The organism is Nocardioides perillae (genome assembly GCF_013409425.1).
Taxonomy (GTDB): Bacteria; Actinomycetota; Actinomycetes; order Propionibacteriales; family Nocardioidaceae; genus Nocardioides; species Nocardioides perillae.
The window spans coordinates 1,840,342-1,861,316 of sequence record NZ_JACCAC010000001.1 but is presented as its reverse complement, the minus strand read 5'-3'; the positions used below and the strand labels follow the sequence as shown (position 1 = coordinate 1,861,316).

Annotated in this window: 25 protein-coding genes; 13 read left to right on the top strand and 12 right to left on the bottom strand. The window is 76.5% G+C overall.

Features of this window, described 5'->3' with window-relative positions; translation table 11 throughout:
• Positions 1-6: 6 nt before the first annotated feature.
• The 3 genes from BJ989_RS08625 to BJ989_RS08615 form a co-directional block, all read right to left on the bottom strand.
• Entirely contained in the window at positions 7-1,032 is a 1,026-nt protein-coding gene (locus BJ989_RS08625; protein WP_179517858.1) for a serine hydrolase, read from the bottom strand.
• A gap of 28 nt (positions 1,033-1,060) precedes the next feature.
• On the bottom strand, positions 1,061-2,281 hold the full coding sequence (locus BJ989_RS08620; protein WP_179517857.1) for an NAD(P)-dependent malic enzyme: 1,221 nt from the start codon (positions 2,279-2,281) through the stop codon (positions 1,061-1,063).
• Positions 2,282-2,531: 250 nt separating this feature from the next.
• Positions 2,532-2,903 (bottom strand): S24 family peptidase, encoded by a 372-nt coding sequence (locus tag BJ989_RS08615; RefSeq protein ID WP_343049202.1) that lies wholly within the window; start codon positions 2,901-2,903, stop codon positions 2,532-2,534.
• A gap of 84 nt (positions 2,904-2,987) precedes the next feature.
• On the opposite strand from BJ989_RS08615, the gene sodN reads away from it, so the two are divergent.
• The 3 genes from sodN to BJ989_RS17160 all read left to right on the top strand — a co-directional run bounded on the left by sodN (position 2,988) and on the right by BJ989_RS17160 (position 4,752).
• A complete protein-coding gene (gene sodN, locus BJ989_RS08610) occupies positions 2,988-3,389 on the top strand; it encodes a superoxide dismutase, Ni (RefSeq protein ID WP_179517856.1) in 402 nt (133 codons plus the stop codon).
• A gap of 125 nt (positions 3,390-3,514) precedes the next feature.
• Entirely contained in the window at positions 3,515-3,952 is a 438-nt protein-coding gene (locus BJ989_RS17165) for an ATP-binding protein (protein ID WP_218848776.1), read from the top strand.
• A complete protein-coding gene (locus tag BJ989_RS17160; protein WP_343049201.1) occupies positions 3,949-4,752 on the top strand; it encodes an RNA polymerase sigma factor SigF in 804 nt (267 codons plus the stop codon). Before BJ989_RS17165 ends, BJ989_RS17160 begins: the two co-directional genes overlap by 4 nt.
• Positions 4,753-4,761: 9 nt before the next feature.
• Here BJ989_RS17160 and BJ989_RS08600 read toward each other — a convergent pair whose 3' ends face one another.
• Positions 4,762-5,172: a hypothetical protein gene (locus tag BJ989_RS08600; RefSeq protein WP_179517854.1), complete on the bottom strand. Its 411-nt coding sequence runs from the start codon at positions 5,170-5,172 to the stop codon at positions 4,762-4,764.
• Between the two features lie 195 nt (positions 5,173-5,367).
• Between BJ989_RS08600 and BJ989_RS08595 the strand changes: the two genes are divergently transcribed.
• Positions 5,368-5,619: a WhiB family transcriptional regulator gene (locus BJ989_RS08595; RefSeq protein ID WP_011755173.1), complete on the top strand. Its 252-nt coding sequence runs from the start codon at positions 5,368-5,370 to the stop codon at positions 5,617-5,619.
• A 27-nt stretch (positions 5,620-5,646) separates the two neighbouring features.
• On the opposite strand, the gene BJ989_RS08590 is transcribed toward BJ989_RS08595, so the two are convergent.
• A complete protein-coding gene (locus BJ989_RS08590; RefSeq protein WP_343049199.1) occupies positions 5,647-7,122 on the bottom strand; it encodes a histidine kinase N-terminal domain-containing protein in 1,476 nt (491 codons plus the stop codon).
• 67 nt (positions 7,123-7,189) lie between these two features.
• On the opposite strand from BJ989_RS08590, the gene BJ989_RS08585 reads away from it, so the two are divergent.
• From BJ989_RS08585 to BJ989_RS08570, 4 genes are read left to right on the top strand one after another with little or no spacing between them, the layout of a single operon-like run.
• Positions 7,190-8,035 (top strand): DUF2785 domain-containing protein, encoded by an 846-nt coding sequence (locus BJ989_RS08585; RefSeq protein ID WP_179517853.1) that lies wholly within the window; start codon positions 7,190-7,192, stop codon positions 8,033-8,035.
• Positions 8,036-8,077: 42 nt separating this feature from the next.
• The gene (locus BJ989_RS08580; RefSeq protein WP_179517852.1) at positions 8,078-9,820 is read left to right on the top strand and encodes an acetolactate synthase; all 1,743 of its coding nucleotides are present in this window, start codon (positions 8,078-8,080) and stop codon (positions 9,818-9,820) included.
• A 6-nt stretch (positions 9,821-9,826) separates the two neighbouring features.
• Positions 9,827-10,339 carry a GNAT family N-acetyltransferase gene (locus BJ989_RS08575; protein WP_179517851.1) on the top strand — a complete coding sequence of 171 codons (513 nt, stop codon included), beginning with the start codon at positions 9,827-9,829 and terminating at the stop codon, positions 10,337-10,339.
• Positions 10,336-10,770: a thioesterase family protein gene (locus BJ989_RS08570; RefSeq protein ID WP_179517850.1), complete on the top strand. Its 435-nt coding sequence runs from the start codon at positions 10,336-10,338 to the stop codon at positions 10,768-10,770. Before BJ989_RS08575 ends, BJ989_RS08570 begins: the two co-directional genes overlap by 4 nt.
• Positions 10,771-10,904: 134 nt before the next feature.
• On the opposite strand, the gene BJ989_RS19005 is transcribed toward BJ989_RS08570, so the two are convergent.
• The 6 genes from BJ989_RS19005 to BJ989_RS08545 all read right to left on the bottom strand — a co-directional run bounded on the left by BJ989_RS19005 (position 10,905) and on the right by BJ989_RS08545 (position 14,343).
• Positions 10,905-10,979, bottom strand: coding sequence for a 50S ribosomal protein bL37 (locus BJ989_RS19005; RefSeq protein WP_369759046.1), 75 nt, complete (start codon positions 10,977-10,979; stop codon positions 10,905-10,907).
• 90 nt (positions 10,980-11,069) lie between these two features.
• Positions 11,070-11,351, bottom strand: a complete 282-nt coding sequence (gene rsrA, locus BJ989_RS08565) for a mycothiol system anti-sigma-R factor (protein WP_179517849.1) — start codon at positions 11,349-11,351, stop codon at positions 11,070-11,072.
• Entirely contained in the window at positions 11,348-12,028 is a 681-nt protein-coding gene (locus BJ989_RS08560) for a sigma-70 family RNA polymerase sigma factor (protein WP_246283419.1), read from the bottom strand. Before BJ989_RS08560 ends, rsrA begins: the two co-directional genes overlap by 4 nt.
• 83 nt (positions 12,029-12,111) lie before the next feature.
• Positions 12,112-12,765, bottom strand: a complete 654-nt coding sequence (locus tag BJ989_RS08555) for an alpha/beta family hydrolase (RefSeq protein WP_179517848.1) — start codon at positions 12,763-12,765, stop codon at positions 12,112-12,114.
• Between the two features lies 1 nt (position 12,766).
• Positions 12,767-13,591: an SOS response-associated peptidase gene (locus tag BJ989_RS08550; protein ID WP_179517847.1), complete on the bottom strand. Its 825-nt coding sequence runs from the start codon at positions 13,589-13,591 to the stop codon at positions 12,767-12,769.
• Between the two features lie 44 nt (positions 13,592-13,635).
• Positions 13,636-14,343, bottom strand: a complete 708-nt coding sequence (locus BJ989_RS08545) for a hypothetical protein (protein ID WP_179517846.1) — start codon at positions 14,341-14,343, stop codon at positions 13,636-13,638.
• Positions 14,344-14,415: 72 nt separating this feature from the next.
• Between BJ989_RS08545 and BJ989_RS18240 the strand changes: the two genes are divergently transcribed.
• From BJ989_RS18240 to rsgA, 4 genes are all read left to right on the top strand, one after another.
• On the top strand, positions 14,416-16,539 hold the full coding sequence (locus BJ989_RS18240; RefSeq protein WP_343049198.1) for a sigma-70 family RNA polymerase sigma factor: 2,124 nt from the start codon (positions 14,416-14,418) through the stop codon (positions 16,537-16,539).
• A 67-nt stretch (positions 16,540-16,606) separates the two neighbouring features.
• Complete coding sequence (locus tag BJ989_RS08535) at positions 16,607-17,137, top strand: DoxX family protein (RefSeq protein WP_179517844.1); 531 nt, start codon at positions 16,607-16,609, stop codon at positions 17,135-17,137.
• Between the two features lie 42 nt (positions 17,138-17,179).
• Positions 17,180-18,490, top strand: coding sequence for a 3-phosphoshikimate 1-carboxyvinyltransferase (aroA, locus tag BJ989_RS08530; protein WP_343049197.1), 1,311 nt, complete (start codon positions 17,180-17,182; stop codon positions 18,488-18,490).
• Entirely contained in the window at positions 18,487-19,485 is a 999-nt protein-coding gene (gene rsgA, locus BJ989_RS08525) for a ribosome small subunit-dependent GTPase A (protein WP_179517843.1), read from the top strand. Before aroA ends, rsgA begins: the two co-directional genes overlap by 4 nt.
• On the opposite strand, the gene BJ989_RS08520 is transcribed toward rsgA, so the two are convergent.
• On the bottom strand, positions 19,482-19,958 hold the full coding sequence (locus BJ989_RS08520) for a DUF2231 domain-containing protein (RefSeq protein WP_179517842.1): 477 nt from the start codon (positions 19,956-19,958) through the stop codon (positions 19,482-19,484). The two genes, rsgA and BJ989_RS08520, sit on opposite strands and share 4 nt — an antisense overlap.
• A 78-nt stretch (positions 19,959-20,036) precedes the next feature.
• On the opposite strand from BJ989_RS08520, the gene hisN reads away from it, so the two are divergent.
• Positions 20,037-20,948, top strand: a complete 912-nt coding sequence (gene hisN / locus BJ989_RS08515) for a histidinol-phosphatase (RefSeq protein WP_179517841.1) — start codon at positions 20,037-20,039, stop codon at positions 20,946-20,948.
• Positions 20,949-20,975: the final 27 nt, after the last annotated feature.

Here is a 20,975-nt window from a genome sequence, read left to right as displayed (position 1 = left end):
GAGAGGCTAGCGCCCAGTCAGGCGCCGCAGTGCCCACAGCCCGAGCAGGTCCACGCTGCGGGCGTCGCTCGAGAGCACCACGACCGCGGTGCGGTGCTCCGGCACGAACGTCGCGAAGCAGCGGTAGCCACCGGTGCCGCCGTTGTGCCACCACGCCGCGTGCGGCCCCTCCAGCCGCATCCAGCCGAGCCCGGTCCCCCCGCGCCGCCCGCGCACCCGGGGCACCTGCGTGAGGGCGACCGCCTCGGACAACGGCCCCTCGTGCGGGTCGAGCTGCACCGCCAGCCAGGACAGCACGTCCTCCGCGGTCGACAGCAGCGCACCGGCGGCGGGGATCGCCGTCATCGGCCAGGACGGGGCGGGCCGTCCGGACCGCCGGTGCCCCGGACGCACCCGGGCCCTCTGCTCCGCGTGGAGGAGGTCGGGCGTCGTGGTGTCGTGCAGGCCGAGCGGCGCCGTGACCCGCCGCGCCAGCAGCTCGCCGTACGAGGTGCCGCAGGCGTGGGCGAGGGCGAGGCCGAGCAGCCCGACGCCCGTGTTGCTGTAGCCGACCCCGCCGGTGCCGGGGGTGCGGCGCAGCCGGGTCGCAGCCAGCTGCTCCAGCAGCAGCTCGGTCGTGAGCGGAGCGTAGGGGTCGCGGTTGCGCAGCATCTGCCACGACCCGCGCACGGTGGGCAGCGGCACCCGCGGCAGTCCGGACCGGTGCGTGGCGAGGTGCTCCAAGGTGATCTCGACGCCCCCGCGCGACGGGACCACCGTGCCGGCCGGCAGCAGCTCGCGCACCGGGGTGTCGAGGCGCCAGTCCCCCCGCACCACACCGTCGGCCAGCAGCAGGGACGTGTAGGTCTTGGTCAGCGACCCGACCTCGAGCAGCGAGCGGCCGTCGGGCGGCGCCCCGCCCGCGCGCCCGCCGCCGCCGCGCACCCAGCGCCCACCGCCGCGCAGCACGCCGGCCACCAGGCCCGTGCGACGGCGCGCGCCGCGGGCCACCAGGTCCGCGAGCAGCCCTTCCGGATCCGCCTCCCCCGCCACGTGCGGGAGGCTAGCGCCTGCGCGCGGGTCAGCGGCGGGCGACGCCGTCCCGGCGCGCGGCCTCCGCGACGGCGGTCGCGACGGCCGGGCCGACCCGGGGGTCGAAGGGCGAGGGGATGATGAAGTCCTCGGCGAGGTCGTCGCCCACCAGGTCGGCGAGCGCGTCGGCCGCGGCCAGCTTCATGCCCTCGGTGATCGCGGTGGCCCGGGTGTCGAAGGCGCCGCGGAAGATGCCGGGGAAGGCCAGCACGTTGTTGATCTGGTTGGGGAAGTCGCTGCGGCCGGTCGCCACCACCCGCGCGTAGCGGTGCGCCACCTCGGGCAGCACCTCCGGCGTCGGGTTCGCCAGCCCGAAGATCACGCAGCCCTCGGCCATCCGGGCGACGTCCTCCTCGGGCACGGTGCCGCCGGAGACGCCGATGTAGACGTCGGCGCCGTCGAGCACCTCGGCGAGCGACCCCTGCCGCCCCGTCAGGTCGGCCGTGACCTCGGCGACCGCGCGCTTGACCGGCGTGAGGTCGGAGCGGGAGGAGTGCAGCACGCCCTTGCGGTCGGTGATGGCGAGGTCGCGCACGCCCGCCTCGAGCAGGATCTTGCCGACCGCGACGCCCGCGGCGCCAGCGCCCGAGATGACCACGCGGATCGAGCCGATGTCGCGGCCGGTGAGGCGCAGCGCGCCCTTCAGCGCGGCCAGCGCCACCACGGCGGTGCCGTGCTGGTCGTCGTGGAAGACCGGGATGTCGAGCATCTCCTTGAGCCGGTCCTCGATCTCGAAGCACCGGGGCGCGGAGATGTCCTCGAGGTTGACGCCGCCGAAGCTCGGCGCCAGCCGGGCGACGGTCTCGATGATCTCCTCGGTGTCGGTCGTGTCGAGGCAGATCGGCACGGCGTCGACGCCGCCGAACTGCTTGAACAGCACCGCCTTGCCCTCCATCACCGGCATGGCGGCGGCCGGGCCGATGTCGCCGAGGCCGAGGACCGCGGTGCCGTCGGTGACGACGGCGACGGTGTTGGGCACCCAGGTGTAGTGCTGCGTCATGGCGGGGTCGGCGGCGATCGCCTCGCAGACCCGGGCCACGCCGGGCGTGTAGGCCTTCGACAGGTCGTCGCGGCCGACGAGCGCGACGGTCGAGACCGTCTCGAGCTTGCCACCGACGTGCAGGTCGAAGACCGGGTCGCCCTCGTGCGGGTGGGGGCCCACCGGACGGGGCTCCAGGCGCGGCTCGGGACGGGACTCGGTGGCAGCCATCAGGCGTCTTCCTCGCAGAGGCATCGGGGGCGGGACCAGGGGCGGGGCGTGTGCCGCCGGGGGCCGCGGCGGAGGGCGGGCACCACGGGGTGGGCGGTGACGGCCGACGGCGGCCCAGGGGGGTCTCCCCGGGGCGGCCAGTCTGGCACAGCGCGTGCCCGCGCCGGGTGTGGGGAACGCGACACCGCGGCGGTGCCGGAGGTGGCGGGAGGTGCCGGAGGTGCCGGAGGTGCCGGAGGTGCCGGGGCGGCTAGCGCAGCAGGCGGGGTGCGGGCCACACGCGGGCCACGGCGACGGCGAGCACGTCGTCGTCGGGCACGGGCCCGCGGTGACGGGAGTCGACGCCGACGGCCGGGTCCTCGCTCAGCAGCCACCACCCCGGGGCGCCGCCCCGCGTCGTACGCCGCTCGACGGCCCGCTTGACCACGACCGTGCCGTCGGCGAACCGGGCGACCGTCACCGCGCCGGCGCGCGGGCGGCGCCCGTGGACCACCAGCAACCGGTCACCGGGGCGCAACAGCGGCTGCATCGAGGCGCCGGAGACGACGGCGAAGCCCAGCCGGCGACGACGGGCGACCGGGTCCCCGGACGGGTGGGCACTCCCCCGCTGTCGCCCTCGCACGCGGAGTAGTGTCGCAGCCGAGGGCCGCCGCCCGCCCGCGGGCGAGCGCGGCCGACCGCGAAAACCCAGTCAGAGAGGTCACGCATGCTCCGCGAGCTGTTCGCCCCCACCCTCGAGGTCTCCGCCCACTGCGACCTGCCCTGCGGCGTCTACGACCCCGCCCAGGCCCGCATCGAGGCCGAGTCGATCAAGGGCATCATCGCCAAGGTCGCCGACAACGACGACCCCGACTTCCGCACCCGCGCGATCCTCATCAAGGAGCAGCGCGCCGAGCTGGTCAAGCACCACCTGTGGGTGCTGTGGACCGACTACTTCAAGCCGCCCCACTTCGAGAAGTACCCCCAGCTGCACCAGCTGGTCAACGAGGCCACCAAGCTCGCCGGCGCCTCGGGCGCCAAGGGTGCCCTCGATGCCGACGTGGCCGACCAGCTGCTGGCGAAGATCGACGAGATCGCCGAGATCTTCTGGGAGACCAAGAAGGCCTGAGCGGTCCCTTCGCAGACCTTGTCCGGACGCCCGGTCCGCGCCTCGCGCGGCCGGGCGTCCGGCATCTGTAGGGTTGGCCGCGGCGGTGCCGCTGCACCGCCGCGAGGCGAGCCGGACGAGGAGCCATGACGTCGATGACGGTCAACGGGCAGGTGCCCGGCCACGGGGACGAACGCGCGGACGTCGAGCTCAAGGTGCCGGCCGACAGCGCCTACGTCTCGGTGCTCCGCACGACCACCGCGGGCCTCGCGGCCCGCCTCGACTTCACCATCGACGACATCGAGGACCTCCGGATCGCCGTGGGCGAGGCCTGCGCCATGGTCCTGCCCGAGGCCGCCCCCGACGCCGACCTGTGGTGCCGCTTCGGCCTCGGCGACGGCGTGATGGTGGTGCGCGTCTCGGTCGACACCGCGGGCCAGCCCGCCGTCGACGAGGACAGCTTCGCCTGGCAGGTGCTCGCCACCTTGGCCAGCGAGGCCAGCGCCGAGGCCACCGCCGGGTCGCTGGAGGTCCGGCTGGTGATGCGCACCGAGGTCGCGAGCGGGGCCGGCTCGACCCGGTGAGCGTGGACGTCGAGGGGGAGGACGTCGGACGCTCCGAGCGCACCGAGGAGGTGCGGCGCCGCAGCGCCGCGCTGTTCGCCACGCTGCGCGACCCCGCCAGCACCGATGAGGAGCGGCAGTCCGCCCGCGATGCGCTGGTGCACCTGCACCTGCCGCTCGTCGAGCACTGCGCACGCCGCTTCCGCAACCGCGGCGAGCCCTTCGAGGACCTCGTCCAGGTCGGCACGATCGGCCTCATCAAGTCCGTCGACCGCTTCGATGAGGACCGCGGCGTCGAGTTCTCGACCTACGCCACGCCGACCATCCTCGGCGAGGTCAAGCGCCACTTCCGCGACAAGGGGTGGGCCATCCGGGTGCCGCGGCGCCTGCAGGAGCTGCGGCTGCAACTCACCGCCGCGACGGCCGACCTCACCCAGCAGCTCGGCCGCTCCCCCACGCCGCGCGAGCTCGCCGAGCGGGTGGGCTGCACCGTCGAGGAGGTCGTCGAGGGCCTCGAGTCGGCCAACGCCTACGCCACGCTCAGCCTCGACGCCGGCGAGCAGGGCGAGGACGGGCCCGCGAGCATGCTCGACGCGATCGGCGTCGACGACGCGGGCCTCGCCCACGTCGAGGTGCGCGAGTCGCTCAAGCCGCTGCTCGAGGCGCTGCCGTCGCGCGAGCGCACGATCCTGCTGCTGCGCTTCTTCCGCGGCATGACGCAGTCGCAGATCGCCGCCGAGGTCGGGGTGTCGCAGATGCACGTCTCCCGGTTGCTGGCGCGCACGCTCGAGCAGCTGCGCGCCTCGCTCGAGCGCGACTGAGCCGCGCTGCTACCGCTCCCGGTCGACGTCGTCGGGCTCGTCGTGGAGCCGGCTCCCCTCGAGCAGCGCGATGCTGGCGGGGTGCAGCACGCCCACGGCGACGACGACCGCCACGACGAGCAGCAGCAGCGAGACCAGCAGGTAGGTCGAGCGCACCGACCAGGCCCCCGCCAGCGCCATCACCTGCGCCAGCAGGACGGGCCCGCGGCCCCACGCGCGTCCCTGCGCCAGGGCCCAGCCGCACGCCACGAGGCCGCCGCCCGCGGCGAGGAAGAACACTGCGGTCGTCAGACCCATCGTGAGCCTGCCGCCGGTCAGCGAGGCCACCTCCGCCACCCCGACGAGCACCAGCAGCAGCCCCTCGACGGCGGCCAGCGAGGCCGCGGTGACCAGGGGGGCGGGGACGTCGGGGGCGCGCACGACGGCGAGCGTACCGAGGGTCTGTGACGGACGAGACCACCGACGGGGGTTGTGCGGGGCCGCGCGAGTTGGGAGGCTGTACGACGCGCTGGCCTGCGGGCGTGCCCTCGAGCACGTGTTCGGCACCTGCCTGCGGCGCGCCGACCGCAGGGTCACCCTGCCACCAGACGTCCGACGAAAGAGGTCACCCCAGCCATGGATTGGCGCCACCGTTCCGCGTGCCTCGACGAGGACCCGGAGCTGTTCTTCCCGATCGGCAACACCGGTCCGGCCATCCTCCAGATCGAGGAGGCCAAGCAGGTGTGCCGTCGCTGCGAGGTGCGCGAGCAGTGTCTCGCGTGGGCGCTGGAGGCGGGCCAGGACCACGGCGTGTGGGGCGGGCTCAGCGAGGACGAGCGCCGGGCGCTCAAGCGTCGCAACGCCCGGGCCCGGGTGCGCACCGCCTGACACCGTGACCGCGGCCTCCCGGGCGACCTAGTCGGCCGGGAGGTCGAGCCGCGCCCGGGTGCCGCGTCCGCCGGCTCCACGGCCGAGCGCGAGCTCGCCGCCCACCTCCGACTCCACGAGCGTGCGCGCGATCGAGAGCCCCAGGCTGCTCGACGAGGCGAGGTCGAAGGCCTCCGGCAGCCCCCGCCCGTCGTCCTCCACCGCGACGTGGAGGCGACCGGCCGCGCGGTGCGCGGTGACGGTGATGCGCCCGGAGACCTCCGCCGGGGACCCGGCGTACCCGTGCTCGACGGCGTTCTGCAGCAGCTCGGTGAGCACGGTCGCCAGCGCGGTGGCGGTGTCGGAGCGGAGCACGCCGAAGGAGCCCGCCCGCTCGACGGCGACGCGGCCGGCCAGCCCGCCGACGTCGGCGACCATGCGGCCGAGCCGGTCGGCGACGTCGTCGAAGTCGACCTGCTCGGCCTCGGCCTGGCTCAGCGTCTCGTGCACGATCGCGATGGTGCCCACGCGGCGCACGGCCTCCTCCAGCGCCGCGCGCGCGTCGGGGGCGTCCGTGCGGCGTGCCTGCAGGCGCAGCAGCGCGGCCACGGTCTGCAGGTTGTTCTTCACCCGGTGGTGGATCTCGCGGATCGTGGCGTCCTTGGTCACCAGCTCGCGGTCGCGCCGGCGCAGGTCGGAGACGTCGCGCACGAGCACGAGGCCGCCGAGGTGCTCGCCGCCCGGTCGCAGCGGGATCGCCCGCACGATGAGCGCCACGTCGTCCACGGCGATCTCCGTGTCGCGGTGCACCCGCCCGCCCAGCACGGCCGACAGGGTCTCCTCGTCGGGCCGGCGCCGCGGGGGCACCAGGTCGCGGGTGACCTCCGCCAGCACCGTGCCGGCGAGGTCGCCGGTCAGGCCGAGGCGTCGGTAGACCGAGAGCGCGTTCGGGCTGGCGTAGGCGACCCGGCCGGACGCGTCGACGCGGAGGAAGCCGTCGCCCACGCGGGGGGAGTCGGCGTGGTCGCTGCGCTGCCCCGGCGAGGGGAAGTGGCCGGAGGCGATCATCTGGGTGAGGTCGGCCGCCGTCTGCAGGTAGGACAGCTCCAGCCGGCTCGGGGTGCGCACACCGTGCAGGTTGGTGTTGCGGGCGACCACGCCGAGCAGCCGGTCACCGCGCCGCACCGGGATCACCTCGACGCGCACCGGCACGTCGTCGCGCCACTCCGGGTCGCCCTCGCGCACCGTGCGCTGCTGCCCCCAGGCGAGGTCGAGCAGCGGGCGGCGCCCCACCGGCACGAAGGTGCCGACGACGTCGTCGACGTACGCCGTGGGGCCGGTCGTGGGCCGCATCTGCGCGCCCGCCCACCACCCCACGTCCTCGCGGTCGCGCAGCCACAGCACCAGGTCGGCGAATGACAGGTCGGCGAGGATCTGCCAGTCGGCGAGGAGCAGGTGCAGCCACGCCACGTCGTCCTCGGTGAGGTCGGTGTGGGCACGCACGAGCTCGTTCAGCGTGGGCACGCCGACAGCCTAGGGCCGGGCCCCGGGCCGGTCCGGAGCGCCGCCGGGGGCTGGCAGGATGGCCCCCATGCCCAGCACCTCGGCCTACTGGAAGCAGGTCCTCTCCGGAGGGCTCGCGGTCCCGACGGACCGACCGCTGGACGACCTGACGGCGGAGCTGACGCGCATGCTCGGCAGTCCCGACCCGCAGGAGCGCGACGGCACCGCCTACCCCACGCTCGCCACGTGGCTCGGGCGCGGCGTCTACGACGAGCTGCTCGCCGGACTGGGCGACGGCATGGCCGCCGGTCTCGGCGTCGGCCTCGGGGAGGAGCCGGGCGGCGACGGCGTCTTCCGCCGCAGCTTCTCCGCGCTCGTCCTCGCCGAGTGCCTGCAGCGCGACCAGCAGCTCGGCCTGTTGGGCGCCGGCACCGTGCTCGACTGGGGCGACCGGCTCGCCACCTGGTTCCTGCGCGAGCGCGACCTGCGCGGCTTCGTGCCGGGCAAGGGGTGGGCCCACGCCCTCGCCCACGGGGCCGACGCGCTCGGCGCGCTGGCCGGCTCGCGCCACCTGGGCGCGCCGGAGCTGACCGTGGTGCTCGACGTGCTCGCCGACCGCCTCCTCTCCTCCCCCGGCACGCTGCTGGTCGCCGGCGAGCCCGACCGCATGGCGATGGCGACGATGGCGGTGCTGCGCCGCGAGCTCGTGCCGCTCACCGTGCTGGAGCCGTGGGTCGCGCGCATCGCCGCGGCCGCCACCGCGCCGCCGCTCGGCGACCGCGACCCCTTCCTCTCGACCGGCGACCCCGAGGCCTTCCTGCGGGCGCTGCACCTGCAGCTCGCGCTCGCGCCGCGACCGCCCGAGGTGCGCGCCGACCTGCTGCTCGTCGTCGTCGACGCGCTGCGCCGCAGCAACCCGCACGCACTGTCCTGAGGGTGCCTGACGTCGAGGTGACCCACGGGTAGCCTGCGGCGCATGACCACCACCGAGGGCTCCGGCGCGGCCCCGACCAGCGACCCCGGCACCTCGAGCACCCCCGGCGCTCCCGGCGCTCCCGGCGCGCCCGGCACTCCCGGCGTTCTGGCGGGCCACGCCGGCGACGCCGTCGTGGCGGTCGCCCGCGCCCACGGTGTCGAGACCGTCTTCACCCTCTCCGGCGCCCACGTGTTCCCGGTCTACGACGGCGCGGTCAAGGCCGACCCGCCGATGCGGCTGCTGGACGTCCGCCACGAGCAGACGGCCGCCTTCGCCGCCGAGGCCACGGGCAAGCTCACGCGCGTGCCCGGCCTGGCCGTGCTGACCGCCGGACCCGGCGTGACCAACGGCGTCAGCGCCATCGCCCAGGCGCAGTTCGCGGGCTCGCCGATGGTCGTCCTGGGCGGCCGCGCCCCGCAGAACCGGTGGGGCTCCGGCAGCCTGCAGGAGCTCGACCAGCCGCCCATCGTCGCCTCGGTCTCCAAGCTCGCCCGCACCCTGCCGACCGCCGGCGACGTGCTCCCCGGCGTGCACGAGGCCTTCACCGCCGCGGGCTCCTCGCACCGCGGCCCGGTCTTCGTCGACGTGCCGATGGACGAGCTGTTCGCCCCCGCGTCCGGTGACGTGCCGGTGGTGGGCGACCTGCGCGGCGCCGACCCCGACCCTGACGCCGTCGCCCGCGTGGCCGCGCTGCTGCGCGCCGCCGAGCGCCCCGTGCTCGTGCTCGGCACCGACGTGTGGGCCGACCGCGCCGAGGAGGCCGCGCTGCGCCTGGTCGAGCAGGCGGGCATCCCCGCCCTCACCAACGGCATGGGCCGCGGCGTGGTCCCCGGCGGTCACCCGCTGCTCGTCACCAAGGCGCGCAGCACGGCCCTCGGCTCGGCCGACCTCGTGGTCGTGGTCGGCACGCCGCTCGACTTCCGGCTCGGCTACGGCGTCTTCGGCGGCAAGGAGGGGGCGGCGCCCGCCCGCGTCGTGCACGTCGCCGACTCCCCCGGCCAGGTGGCCCAGCACGCCGACCTCGCCGCCTCCGTCAGCGGTGACCTCTCCGCCGTGCTCGACGGCGTCCTCACCGCGCTCGACCGCGACCGGCCCGACTGGAGCGGCTGGGCGCAGACGCTGCGAGACGGCGTCCGCGCGGCGGTCGAGCGCGACCGCGGTCTGCTCGCGGCCGAGGCCGACCCGGTGCACCCGGCCCGCATCTACGGCGAGCTCGTGCCGCGGCTGGCCGACGACGCCGTCGTCATCGGCGACGGCGGCGACTTCGTCTCCTTCGCCGGGAAGTTCGTCGAGCCGAAGCGACCGGGCGGCTGGCTCGACCCCGGCCCCTACGGCTGCCTCGGCGCCGGCCTCGGCGCCGCGATCGCGGCGCGGATCGCCCGGCCGTCCTCCCAGGTCGTGCTGCTGCTGGGCGACGGCGCCGCCGGCTTCTCGCTCATGGACGTCGACACCCTGGTCCGCCACGGCCTCCCGGTCGTGATGGTGATGGGCAACAACTCGGCGTGGGGCCTGGAGAAGGGCCCGATGCAGATGCTCTACGGCTACGACGTCGTGGCCGACCTCGCCCCGCGCACCGCCTACGACGAGGTGGTCAAGGCCCTGGGCGGCGCCGGCGAGACCGTGACCGACCCCCGCCAGGTCGGCCCGGCCCTGGACCGCGCCTTCGCCTCCGGTGTGCCCTACCTGGTCAACGTGATCACCGACGTCGACGCGGCCTACCCCCGCGCGACCTTCGGCATCTAGACCCACGTGGTCGACCTGGCGCTGGGCCTCGCCCGCCCCGACGAGCTCTCGGCGGTGGGCGAGGCGACGGTCGCGGCCTACGCGCCCTTCCTGCTGGGGCCCGACGACCCGTACGCCGCGCGGTTGCGCGACGCGCCCGCACGCGCCCGCGAGGCGGAGCTCTGGGTGGCCCGCAGCGACGACGGCCGCGTGCTGGGCAGCGTCACCGCCTGTCCACCCGGCTCCCCGTGGCGCGAGCTCGCCGACGCCGACGACCCCGAGCAGGGCGAGTTCCGGATGCTCGCGGTCGACCCCGCCGCGCAGGGCCGCGGTGTCGGCGAGGCACTGGTGCAGCACGCCGTCGCACGCGCCGTCGACCACGGCGCCCGCCGCGTGCTGCTGTCGACCCTGCCGGACATGGCCGGGGCGCACCGGCTCTACGAGCGGCTCGGCTTCACCCGCGCGCCCGCCCTCGACTGGACGCCCGTGCCGCACGTGCGGCTGCTCGCCTACCGCCTCGACCTGCAGGAGCCCCGATGACCGAGACCCCGCGCACACCCGCCCGTTCGAGCCGGCCTGGCAGCTCCGGCACGCCCAGCGCGACGCTCACCTTCACGGTCGGCGAGGACGACACCGCGGTGGCGGTCGGCTCGGGCAGCTTGCCGGTCCTCGGCACGCCGCGGGTGCTCGCGTGGTGCGAGGCCGCGACCTGCGCGGCGCTCGAGCCGACCCTGCCGGAGGGCAGCACGTCGGTCGGCACGCGGGTCGAGCTCGAGCACCGCGGCGCGAGCCCGGTCGGGCGCGAGGTGGAGGTGAGCGCGTCGGTCAGCCACGTCGACGGGCGGCTGCACCGCTTCACCGTCGCGGTGCGCCACGCCGGCGACGCACCCGACGCCGGCAAGGTGGTCGCGACGGGCGAGGTCACCCGGGTCGTCGTCGACGTCGCACGGTTCCTCGCCCGCCTCGGCTGACGGCGCGCCAGCGGGCGGCCGGTCACCGGCCACCCGAGCCGGTCCCGGCTGCCCGACGGGGGCCCGGGACGCAGCGAGCCCCCGGCCCGCAGCCGTGGCTGGGGTGCTCGGGGGCTCAGTGCTGAGTGGTGCGCTCAGGCGTTGGGGCGCTTGCCGTGGTTCGCGCCCTTCTTCTTGCGAGCGCGGCGCTTGCGGCCGGTCTTGCCCATGGTGTCCTCCTGGTAGGTCGCGGCCGGGTGGCCGTCGGTCATCATCGCAGCCGCCCGCGGTGCGGGGCCAATCGGCCGGGTGCGGACGCCTCAGCCCTCGGTGATGCGGACCTGGACCTCGCGGATCTGCAGCAGCACCCGGGCGCGCAGCGCCTCAGGGGCCGCCTCGGAGCACGAGCGGGCCACGACAGTCTTGACCGTGCGCTGCAGGTCGTACTTCTCCAGGCAGGGGCCGCACTCGTCGAGGTGGGCCTGCACCGCGGAGCAGTCGGCCTCGTCGAGCTCGTTGTCGAGGAAGTAGACGATCCGCTCGAGGTAGTCGGCGCAGCCCTCGGATTCGGCGGGCCCGTGGGCGTGGACGTGCTGGCTCACGACTCGCTCCCCTCGCGCTGCCCGACCGGCAGCAGGTCGTTGACCCGGGCGTACTCGGCGAGCATGTCGCGCAGCTGCCGGCGCCCGCGGTGCAGCCGCGACATGACGGTGCCGATCGGGGTCTGCATGATCTCGGCGATCTCCTTGTAGGGGAAGCCCTCGACGTCGGCGAGGTAGACCGCGAGGCGGAACTCCTCGGGCAGCCGCTGCAGGGCGTCCTTCACCTGCGAGTCGGGGAGGTGTTCGAGCGCCTCGGTCTCGGCCGACTTCAAGCCGCTGGAGGTGTGCGACTCGGCGCGGGCGAGCTGCCAGTCCTCGACGTCCTCGGACATCGACTGCTGCGGCTGGCGCTGCTTCTTGCGGTAGGTGTTGATGAAGGTGTTGGTGAGGATGCGGTAGAGCCAGGCCTTCAGGTTGGTGCCGGGCCGGAACTGATGGAAGGAGGAGTAGGCCTTCGCGAAGGTCTCCTGCACCAGGTCCTCGGCGTCCTGCGGGTTGCGGGTCATCCGCATCGCGGCGCTGTAGAGCTGGTCGAGGAACGGCAGCGCGTCGCGCTCGAAGCGGGCGGTGCGCTCGGCGTCGGTCTCGCGGGCCAGCAGCTCGGCGGGGTCGACCTCGGCGCCGTCGGCAGGGGTGCCGGCAGCGGCCACGTCGGTGGGTGCGGGGGTGTCGGTCATCGCGGACCAGCCTAGCCGCGGGGCGGCGGACGTGGGCCCGGGACCGGCGTCGGGGGTGAGCACGAGCATGGGAGGTGAACACCTCAGGGGCGGGAGGTGTTCCCGACGACCTCGCGCACCAGCCACTCCAGCGTGGCCTCCACCAGCACGTCGGCCACGTCGGCGGGGCCGAGCCCCGAGGTGCGCGGCGTCGCGAGCGCGTGGTCGGCGGCCGGCACGACTGCGACGTCGACGTGGTACAGGCCCTCGGGCAGCTCCTCGGGGCGGCCGAAGGGGTCGCGCTCCCCCTGCAGCACCAGGGTCGGGACGCCCGCCCCGGCGAGCTCGTCGGCGCGGCTGCGCTCGGGCCGGCCGGGCGGGTGCAGCGGGAAGGCGAGGCACAGGACCCCGGCCGCGGCGAGGGTGCGCGCCGTGCGACAGCTCGCGCGGGCGCCGGCGGACCGGCCGCCGAGCACGAGGGGCGAGCGGGTGCGCAGCTGGGAGACCGCCGCGACCGTCGCCTCGTCGAGGGTGCGCGGCGGCCCGGCGAGCCGGCGCCCGGCGACGCGCCACGGCTGCTCGAGCAGCGTCACGGTCACGCCGTGGCGCGGCAGGTGCGTCGCCAGCGCCTGCAGGTCGTGGCTCTCGACGCCGCCACCGGCGCCGTGCTGCAGCACGAGCGTCACCACCGGCTTGCGCGCACGCCGCGTCAGCAACCGGGCGGGGCCCTGCGGGGTCTCGACGAGCCGCTCCTCCACCTCAGGCGTCCTCGGCCCCGGTGACGACGGCGTCCTCGAGTTCGGAGGGCACCTCGTCGAGCGGGAGCGGCGCCACCAGCTCGGGGCCGTTGTTGCGCACGTTGCTCACGGTGGTCGCGACCGGGAAGGCCTCGAGGCGCCCGGGGGCGGCAGGGGCCAGCAGGTCGAGCAGGTCGGCCTCCGCGTCGGTGCGCGGGTCGAGCCAGCGCGACCACCGGTCGCGCTCGACCATCAGCGGCATCCGGTCGTGGATGCGGCCGAGGGCGTCCTCGGCCTCGGTGGTGAGCACGGTGCAGGTCCAGCGGAAGCGCTCGGGGTCGTCCTCGGCCCGCGAGGGGTCGCGCCAGATCTCGTAGAGGCCCGCCATCGCGAGGACCCCGCCGTCGCGCGGGCGGATGAAGAACGGCTGCTTGCGCGGCTTGCCGGCCTTCGTCGTCTGCGACGTGGGGTACCACTCGAAGTAGCCGTCGGCGGGCACCAGGCAGCGGCGCGCCGCGAAGGCCCTGCGGAAGGCCGGCTTCTCGGCGACGGTCTCGCGGCGCGCGTTGATCATCCGGTTGCCGATCGAGGGGTCCTTCGCCCAGCTCGGCACGAGCCCCCAGCGCAGCACGCGCAGCTGGCGCTCGGGCTCCGGCCCGGCACCGTCGCTGGCACCGTCGCCGCCACCGTCCTCGGGGCGCGGCGGGCGCTCGAGCACGGCGTACACCTCCTTGGTGGGGGCGACGTTCCAGTCGGGGGCGAGCGGGGCGGCCACGCGGGGCGCGACGACGTCGAACTCCGCGACCAGGTCGTCGGTGCTCCGGCTCGAGGCGTAGCGGCCGCACATGCCGCTCAGCCTAGGGGGCGGCGGCGACGCGGGCCCAGCGCCGCTCAGGCCCGGACGAGCTCCTCGACCAGCGCCCCGAGCGCCGGGTCGGCGGCGGGCAGCGGCTCGACCCACACGCGCGGCGGCGCGCCCGCAGGGGCGAGCGTGGCGAGCATGCGGCGCAGCAGCGCCACGCGCCGCTCGAGCAGGTCGTCGCGGGCCGCGAGCACGGCGAGCCGCCGGGGGCCGAGCGCGGCGACGGTCTCGACCGCGAAGACGTCGCGGACCTGCTCGCCGAGGCGGGCCTGCGCCAGCCCCCCGGCCAGGGGGTCGGCGCCACGGGCGGCGTACGCCGGGTCGCGCGGCTCGACGACCACCAACGCGTGGTCGCGGGCCGGCGAGGCGCCCGCCGGCCGCGCGAGCTCGGTGAGCCGGGTGCGCAGGTGCGCGGGGGCGGCCAGCCCCGTGAGCGGGTCCTCGCAGCCCAGGCGGTGCACGTAGGCCAGCGCCGCCTCGCTCCAGGCGACCGCCAGCGACTCCGCCGCGCCGACCTGGAGACCGCCCCCCACGAGCGGTCCCCAGGTCGCGCGCAGGCGCTGCAGGGCCTCGGCGAGCGGGACTCCCTCCCCCGCCAGCCGTCGGCCCGCCTCCGCGGCGGCGTCGAGCACCCGGTCCTCGTCGGGCAGGGCGTCGGCCACCTCGTCCAGCAGGGGCACCGCAGGCCCGGGGAGCGCGGTCGTGCCGCGCCGCCCTGCCGCTGCGAAGAGCCTCACGGTGCCTCCTGCCGGGACGTCCTCCACCGCCGAGCCGGTGGCGTCCAGCCGCTCCCTCCGCGGCTGGCACCGGTGGGACGGTGGCGGCAGCGGGGCGTGACGCGGTTCCGCAGGACTTTCTCCGAGGCCGTCCTCGACGAGCCCGTGGCCAGCCCCGGCGGCGATCCCGCGGGCCCCACCCCTGACCTCGCGGCGACTCGCTCGTTGAGACCGCGTGACCACCGCCCCGGGGCCCCTCGCCCTCGTCGACGAGCGCAGCGACGCCGAGCTGCTCTCGGCTGTGCGCGGCGGCGACCTCGAGGCGTACGGCGCGCTCTTCGCCGCCACGTCGCCAGCGCGCGACGCCTGGCGCGCCAGCTCTCCCCCAGCGACGCCGACGACCTGGTCTCCGACGCCTTCGGCAAGGTGCTGGGCGTGCTGCAGCGTGGTGGCGGCCCCGACCTGGCCTTCCGTGCCTACCTCCTCACGGCCGTGCGGCGGCTGCACGTCGACCGGGTGCGCGCGGGCCGGCGCACCCAGCCCACCGACGACCTCGAGCCCTTCGACCCGGGCACGCCCTTCCGCGACACGGCGGTCGAGGGGTTCGAGGGGTCGGCGGCCGCGCGCGCCTTCGCCTCGCTGCCCGAGCGCTGGCAGCTGGTCCTGTGGCACACCGAGGTCGAGGGCCAGAAGCCCGCCGAGGTCGCGCCGCTGCTCGGCATGAGCCCGAACTCCGTCGCCGCGCTCGCCTACCGGGCGCGCGAGGGCCTGCGCCAGGCCTACCTGGGTGAGCACGCCGCGGAGGTCGACGACGACACCTGCCGCTGGACCCACGCCCACCTCGGCGGCTTCGTGCGCGGTGCGCTGTCGCGCCGCGACACCACCAAGGTCGAGGACCACCTGCACGGCTGCCGGCCCTGCACGGCCGTGCACCTCGAGCTCGCCGAGGTCAACAGCGGCCTGGGTGCCCTGCTCGCCCCGCTGCTGCTGGGCGGGGCCGGGCTCGCGTACGCCGCGGGCGCGGCCGGCGGGGCCGGCACCCTCGGCGTCGGGACCGCGCTGCTGGCAGCGCTGGGGCGCGCGCGCGACGCGGTCGTCGCGCAGGTCGGCGCCGCCACCTCGGCGACCGGCAGCGCCGTCTCGGGCGCGGCCTCGAGCGCCGCGGCCGGTGTCTCGTCGGCGGCCTCCTCGGTCTCGGCCGGCGTCGCGGCCGGCGCCGGCGCGGTCGCCTCGGGTGCCGCGAGCACCGTCGGCGGCCTGGGCGCGGCCGTCGCCGCGGCCGGGGGCACCGCCACCGCGACCGCCGCGGGAGCCGTGGCCGCGACCGCGGTCGTCGCCGGTGGCACGGTGCTGGTGGTGCAGCAGGCCGGGGCGGACGACGCCGCGCGCGAGCGGCCGGCAGCCGTCGCGCCGCTCGTGCCCGGCGCCGCGACGGCCTCCGACACCCCCACCGACGGCGCAGGCCAGCCTGCGGCGGGCCCCTCGGACGGCGCTTCCACCCCCGCCGAGGACCCCTCCGCCGCCCCCTCTGCCGGCCCCTCTACCGACCCAGGCGCCGACCCCACCGCCGAGGCCGGGAGCGACCCGTCGGCCGCCGGCGGTGAGGGTGGCGCCGCAGAGCCCGGGGCCGCGGACGACGGCGCGGACGACGGCGCGGGCGACGGCGCGGGCGACGGCGCGGACGGCGGCGCGGACGACGGTGCGGACGGCGGCGCCGGTGGTGGCAGCGGGAGCACTCCGCCCGCCTCGGACCCCGCCGGGCCGGGCGACCAGCCCGGCACGGGCCCCGGCGGGAGTGCCGGCGGGGGTGCCGGCGGCGGACAGCCCGCCCCGTCGGGACCCGTGGACCCGGAGCCCAGCGCCCCACCGGCGCCCGAGCTGGCGGTCGACGCGTCCGCGGAGCGCGAGGGCCCGCTGTGGCGGGTCGGTGCCGCCGTGACCGGGCTCGCACCAGGCGGCTCGGCGACGCTCGTGGTCCGCGCCGACGGCCCGGTGCTCGCCCGGGTGGCCGACCCCCGGTGCGCCCGCACCGGCCGGTGGGAGGTCACCTGCCGGCTCGCGGACGGGCCGACCAGCCTGTCCTTCCGCGCGCGGCAGCTGCTGGGCCCGCGCACGCTCACGTTCACGATCACCGCCGACCCCGGCACTCCCGACGCGTCCCCGGCCGGCGGGAGCGACGCCGTACGCCTCACCCGTCGCGGCCTCGGCCCCTCGTGACGCGGGGACCGGGCGCACCCGACGCGGGTGAGGCGCCCGGTGCGACTCCTGCGGTAGGAAGGGGCGCATGACCGTCGTGAGGACCGCCGCCCGCCCGCTGCTCGCCTCGATGTTCGTCGTCGGGGGCGTGCACGCCCTGCGCAACAGTGCCCAGCTCGCCCCGGCCGCCGCGCCGGTGACGCAGAAGCTCGAGGCGACCGTCGGCAAGGCAGCCCCCCAGGTGCCGGTGCCCCACGAGCCGCAGCAGTGGGTGCGCCTCAACGGCGTGCTGCAGCTCGGGGCCGGGCTCGCGCTGGCCACCGGCCGAGCCCCGCGACTCTCCTCGCTGCTGCTCGCCGGCAGCACCGTCTTCACCACCGCAGCCGGTCACCGCTTCTGGGAGGAGACCGACCCCGCGGCGAAGGGCGACCAGCAGGTCCACTTCTTCAAGAACGTCTCGATGCTCGGCGGGCTGCTCATCAGCGCCGTCGACACCGAGGGCCGCCCGGGCGTGGCCTGGCGCGCCCGCCGCGCCGCCAAGGACGCGCGCCGCGAGGCCGGTCACCTCGCCACCGCGACGCGCCGCGAGGCCAAGCTCGCCGCCGCCAAGGTCGGCTGAGCGCCCGCCCGGGGCGGGTGCCGCGTCGCCTAGGCTGCCCGCGTGAGCGACACCCCCGGCGCCACCGCGCGCGCGACGCCCGCTGAGCCTTGGCCGGCGCCCCGTGCGCACGAGCCCGTGCGTGCCACGGTGTCGCTGCCGGGCAGCAAGTCGCTGACCAACCGCGCGCTCGTGCTCGCGGCGCTGGCCGACGGGCCGTCCGTCGTGCGCCGCGCGCTGCGCTCGCGCGACACCTCGCTCATGGCCGCGGCCCTGACCGGCCTCGGCGCCCGCGTGGACACCTCCGGCGACGACTGGGAGGTGGTGCCGGGCACCCTCGACCGGGACGCGGAGGTCGACTGCGGCCTGGCCGGCACCGTCATGCGGTTCGTGCCGCCGGTGGCGGGGCTCTCCACGGGCGCGGTCGCCTTCGACGGTGACCCCCACATGCGCAACCGCCCCGTCGGGCCGGTGCTCGAGGCACTGCGAGCACTCGGCGTCGAGGTCGACGACGGCGGGCGCGGCGCGCTGCCCTTCACCGTCCGCGGCCGCGGCGCGGTGCCGGGCGGCACGGTCGTGCTCGACGCGTCGGGCTCCTCGCAGTTCGTCTCCGCGCTGCTGCTGGCGGGCGCCCGCTACGAGCGCGGCGTCGACGTGCGCCACGACGGGAAGCCGGTGCCCTCGCTCCCCCACATCGACATGACGGTCGCGATGCTGCGCGAGCAGGGCGTCGAGGTCGACGACGACGACGCGAACCGCTGGGCCGTCGCCCCCGGGCCCGTCGCTGCGCTCGACCGCACCGTCGAGCCCGACCTGTCCAACGCCGGCCCGTTCCTCGCGCTCGCCGCCGTCTCCGGCGGCACCGTCACCGTGCGCGACTGGCCCCGCAGCACGACCCAGGCCGGCGACGCGCTGCGCGACATCCTCACCGCGATGGGCTGCCGGGTCTCGCTCGGCGACGACGGGCTGGAGGTCACCGGCCCCGACGGCGGCGCCGCGGCGCTGGCCGGGGTCGACCTCGACCTCCACGACGTGGGCGAGCTGACACCGGTCGTCGCCGCCCTCTGCGCACTGGCGGGCAGCCCGTCGCGGTTGCGCGGCGTCGCCCACATCCGCGCGCACGAGACCGACCGGCTCGCCGCGCTCGCCCGCGAGCTCGGCACCCTGGGTGCCGACGTCACCGAGGACCCCGACGGCCTTGACCTGCGGCCCGCGACGCTGCACGGCGGCGTCTTCCGCACCTACGCCGACCACCGGATGGCCCACGCCGGCGTGGTCGTCGGCGCGGCCGTCGACGGCGTCCTGGTCGAGGACGTCGCCACCACGGCGAAGACCTTCCCCGACTTCGCCGAGGCCTGGTCGCGACTGCTGTGAGCCGGCGCTACGACGAGCACGACCACGAGCACTACGAGCGCCCCCGGCGCCGCACGCGGCCGCGCACGAAGGACCGCCCGACCTACGACGACGCGGTCGACGGGGTCGTCGTCACCGTCGACCGCGGCCGGCTCACGGTGCGCGTCGACGGGCGCCTGGTCATGGCGGTCAAGGCCCGGCCGCTGGGCCGCAAGGGGGTCGTCACCGGCGACCGCGTGCGCGTGGTGGGCGACGTCTCCGGCGACGAGGACACCCTCGCCCGGGTCGTCGAGGTGGCCGAGCGGCGCACCGTGCTGCGCCGCACCGCCGACGACGACGACCCCGTCGAGCGGGTCATCGTCGCCAACGCCGAGCAGCTGGTGGTCGTCGCGGCCCTCGCCGACCCCGAGCCCCGCCCGCGGCTCATCGACCGCGCCCTCGTGGCGGCGTACGACGCCGGGATGGCGCCGCTGCTCTGCCTCACCAAGGCCGACCTCGCCTCCCCCGACACGCTGCTGTCGACCTACCGCTCACTGGGCGTGCCGTGGGTGGTGACCGCGCGCGGCGGTGACCTGGGCGAGGTGCGCGCGCGCCTCGCCGGCCGCTCCTCGGTGCTGCTGGGCCACAGCGGCGTCGGCAAGTCGACGCTGGTCAACGCGCTCGTGCCCGGCACCGACCGCCAGATCGGCCACGTCAACGCCGTGACCGGCCGCGGCCGGCACACCTCCACCTCGGCGCTGATGCTGCCGCTCCCGGACGAGTGGGGCGACGGCGGCTGGATCGTCGACACCCCGGGCATCCGCAGCTTCGGGCTCGCCCACGTGCGCCCCGAGGACCTCATCGGCGCCTTCCCCGACCTCGAGGAGCTCACCGAGGAGTGCCCCCGCGGGTGCACCCACGGGGCCGACGAGCCGGAGTGCGGGCTCGACACCGCCCTCGCGGCCGGCGAGGCCGACCCCGACCGCGTCGAGTCCTTCCGCCGCCTGCTCGCCGCCCGCGAGGGCGCGGCCGACTAGCCCCAGACCGCGCGGGCGCCGGCGTCGCCGACCAGCACGACGTAGACCGCCATCAGCACCGACAGCGCCAGCACGCCCGCGACCAGCAAGCGGTCGAGCACCACCCCGCGCGACGCGCGTGCACCGCGACCGGAGGCGAGCGCTGTCGGACCCGGCAGCAGCAGCGCCGCGGCGACCGCCACCACGCCGTACGCCGCGACCACCGCGAGCAGCACGACCGCGCGCTCCTGGTGGGTCGCCACCGCCGGCAGCTGCGCCAGCGCGGGGTTGGCGTCGAGGTGGCTGCTGCCCGAGGTGTAGGCCGCCACGACGGAGACCACGGCCGCGGCCGCGAGCCCGAGGGTGGGCCAGCGCGTGGCCCACCGCCACCGCGGCACCAGCGCGAGCACCACCCCGGCGACGGCCGCGAGGGGGCCGAGCACGACGGCGGCGTGGACGACGAGGGCGTGGAGCGGCAGGCCGTTGACGGTCATGCTGCGCAACGTAGCGGCCGATCCTCGGGAGAACCTGTGAGCGCCGGCCCCGCGGGCCGGTGGCCTAGCCTGTCGCCCATGCCCCCCGGAGCCGCCGACTTCACCGACGACCTGCGCCTGGCCCACGTGCTCGCCGACGACGCCGACTCGCTGACGTCCGCCCGCTTCCGCGCCCTCGACCTGCACGTGATGAGCAAGCCCGACCTCACGCCGGTCACCGACGCCGACCAGGCCGTCGAGGAGGGCATCCGCCGCACGCTGTCGCGCACCCGCTCGCGCGACGCGGTGCTCGGCGAGGAGCAGGGCAGCACCGGCCACAGCCAGCGGCAGTGGATCGTGGACCCCATCGACGGCACGAAGAACTTCGTGCGCGGGGTGCCGGTGTGGGCCACGCTGATCGCGCTGGCGGTCGACGGCGAGGTCGTCGTCGGCGTCGTCTCCGCCCCGCAGCTGCAGCGTCGCTGGTGGGCCAGCAAGGGCGGCGGCGCCTGGACCGGCCGCTCGCTGATGAAGGCCACCGAGTGCCGCGTCTCCGACGTGCGGCGGCTCGAGGACGCCTCGTTCTCCTACTCCTCGCTCACCGGCTGGGAGGAGCGCGGTCAGCTCGACGACGTGCTGTCGCTGTCGCGGCGCTGCTGGCGCACCCGCGCCTACGGCGACTTCTGGTCCTACGTGCTGCTCGCCGAGGGGGCGGTCGACCTGGCCGCCGAGCCCGAGCTCGAGCTCTACGACATGGCCGCGCTCGACGTCGTCGTGCGCGAGGCCGGCGGCACCTTCACCTCCCTCGACGGCACCCCCGGCCCGTGGGGCGGTGCGGCCGTGGCCAGCAACGGCCACCTCCACGAGGCCGCCCTCGCCTTCCTCGGCAGCGCCAGCGGCGACGACCCCGACGACGAGCGCCCGCGCACCGGGCCCGGCTCGGTCTCCGACCTGCGCCGCCACCGCAGCCGCGCCGACCAGGCCGGCCCCGGCGACGTCCCGCTGGGCTGACGCGCCCAGGGCAGGGCTCCCGAGTCT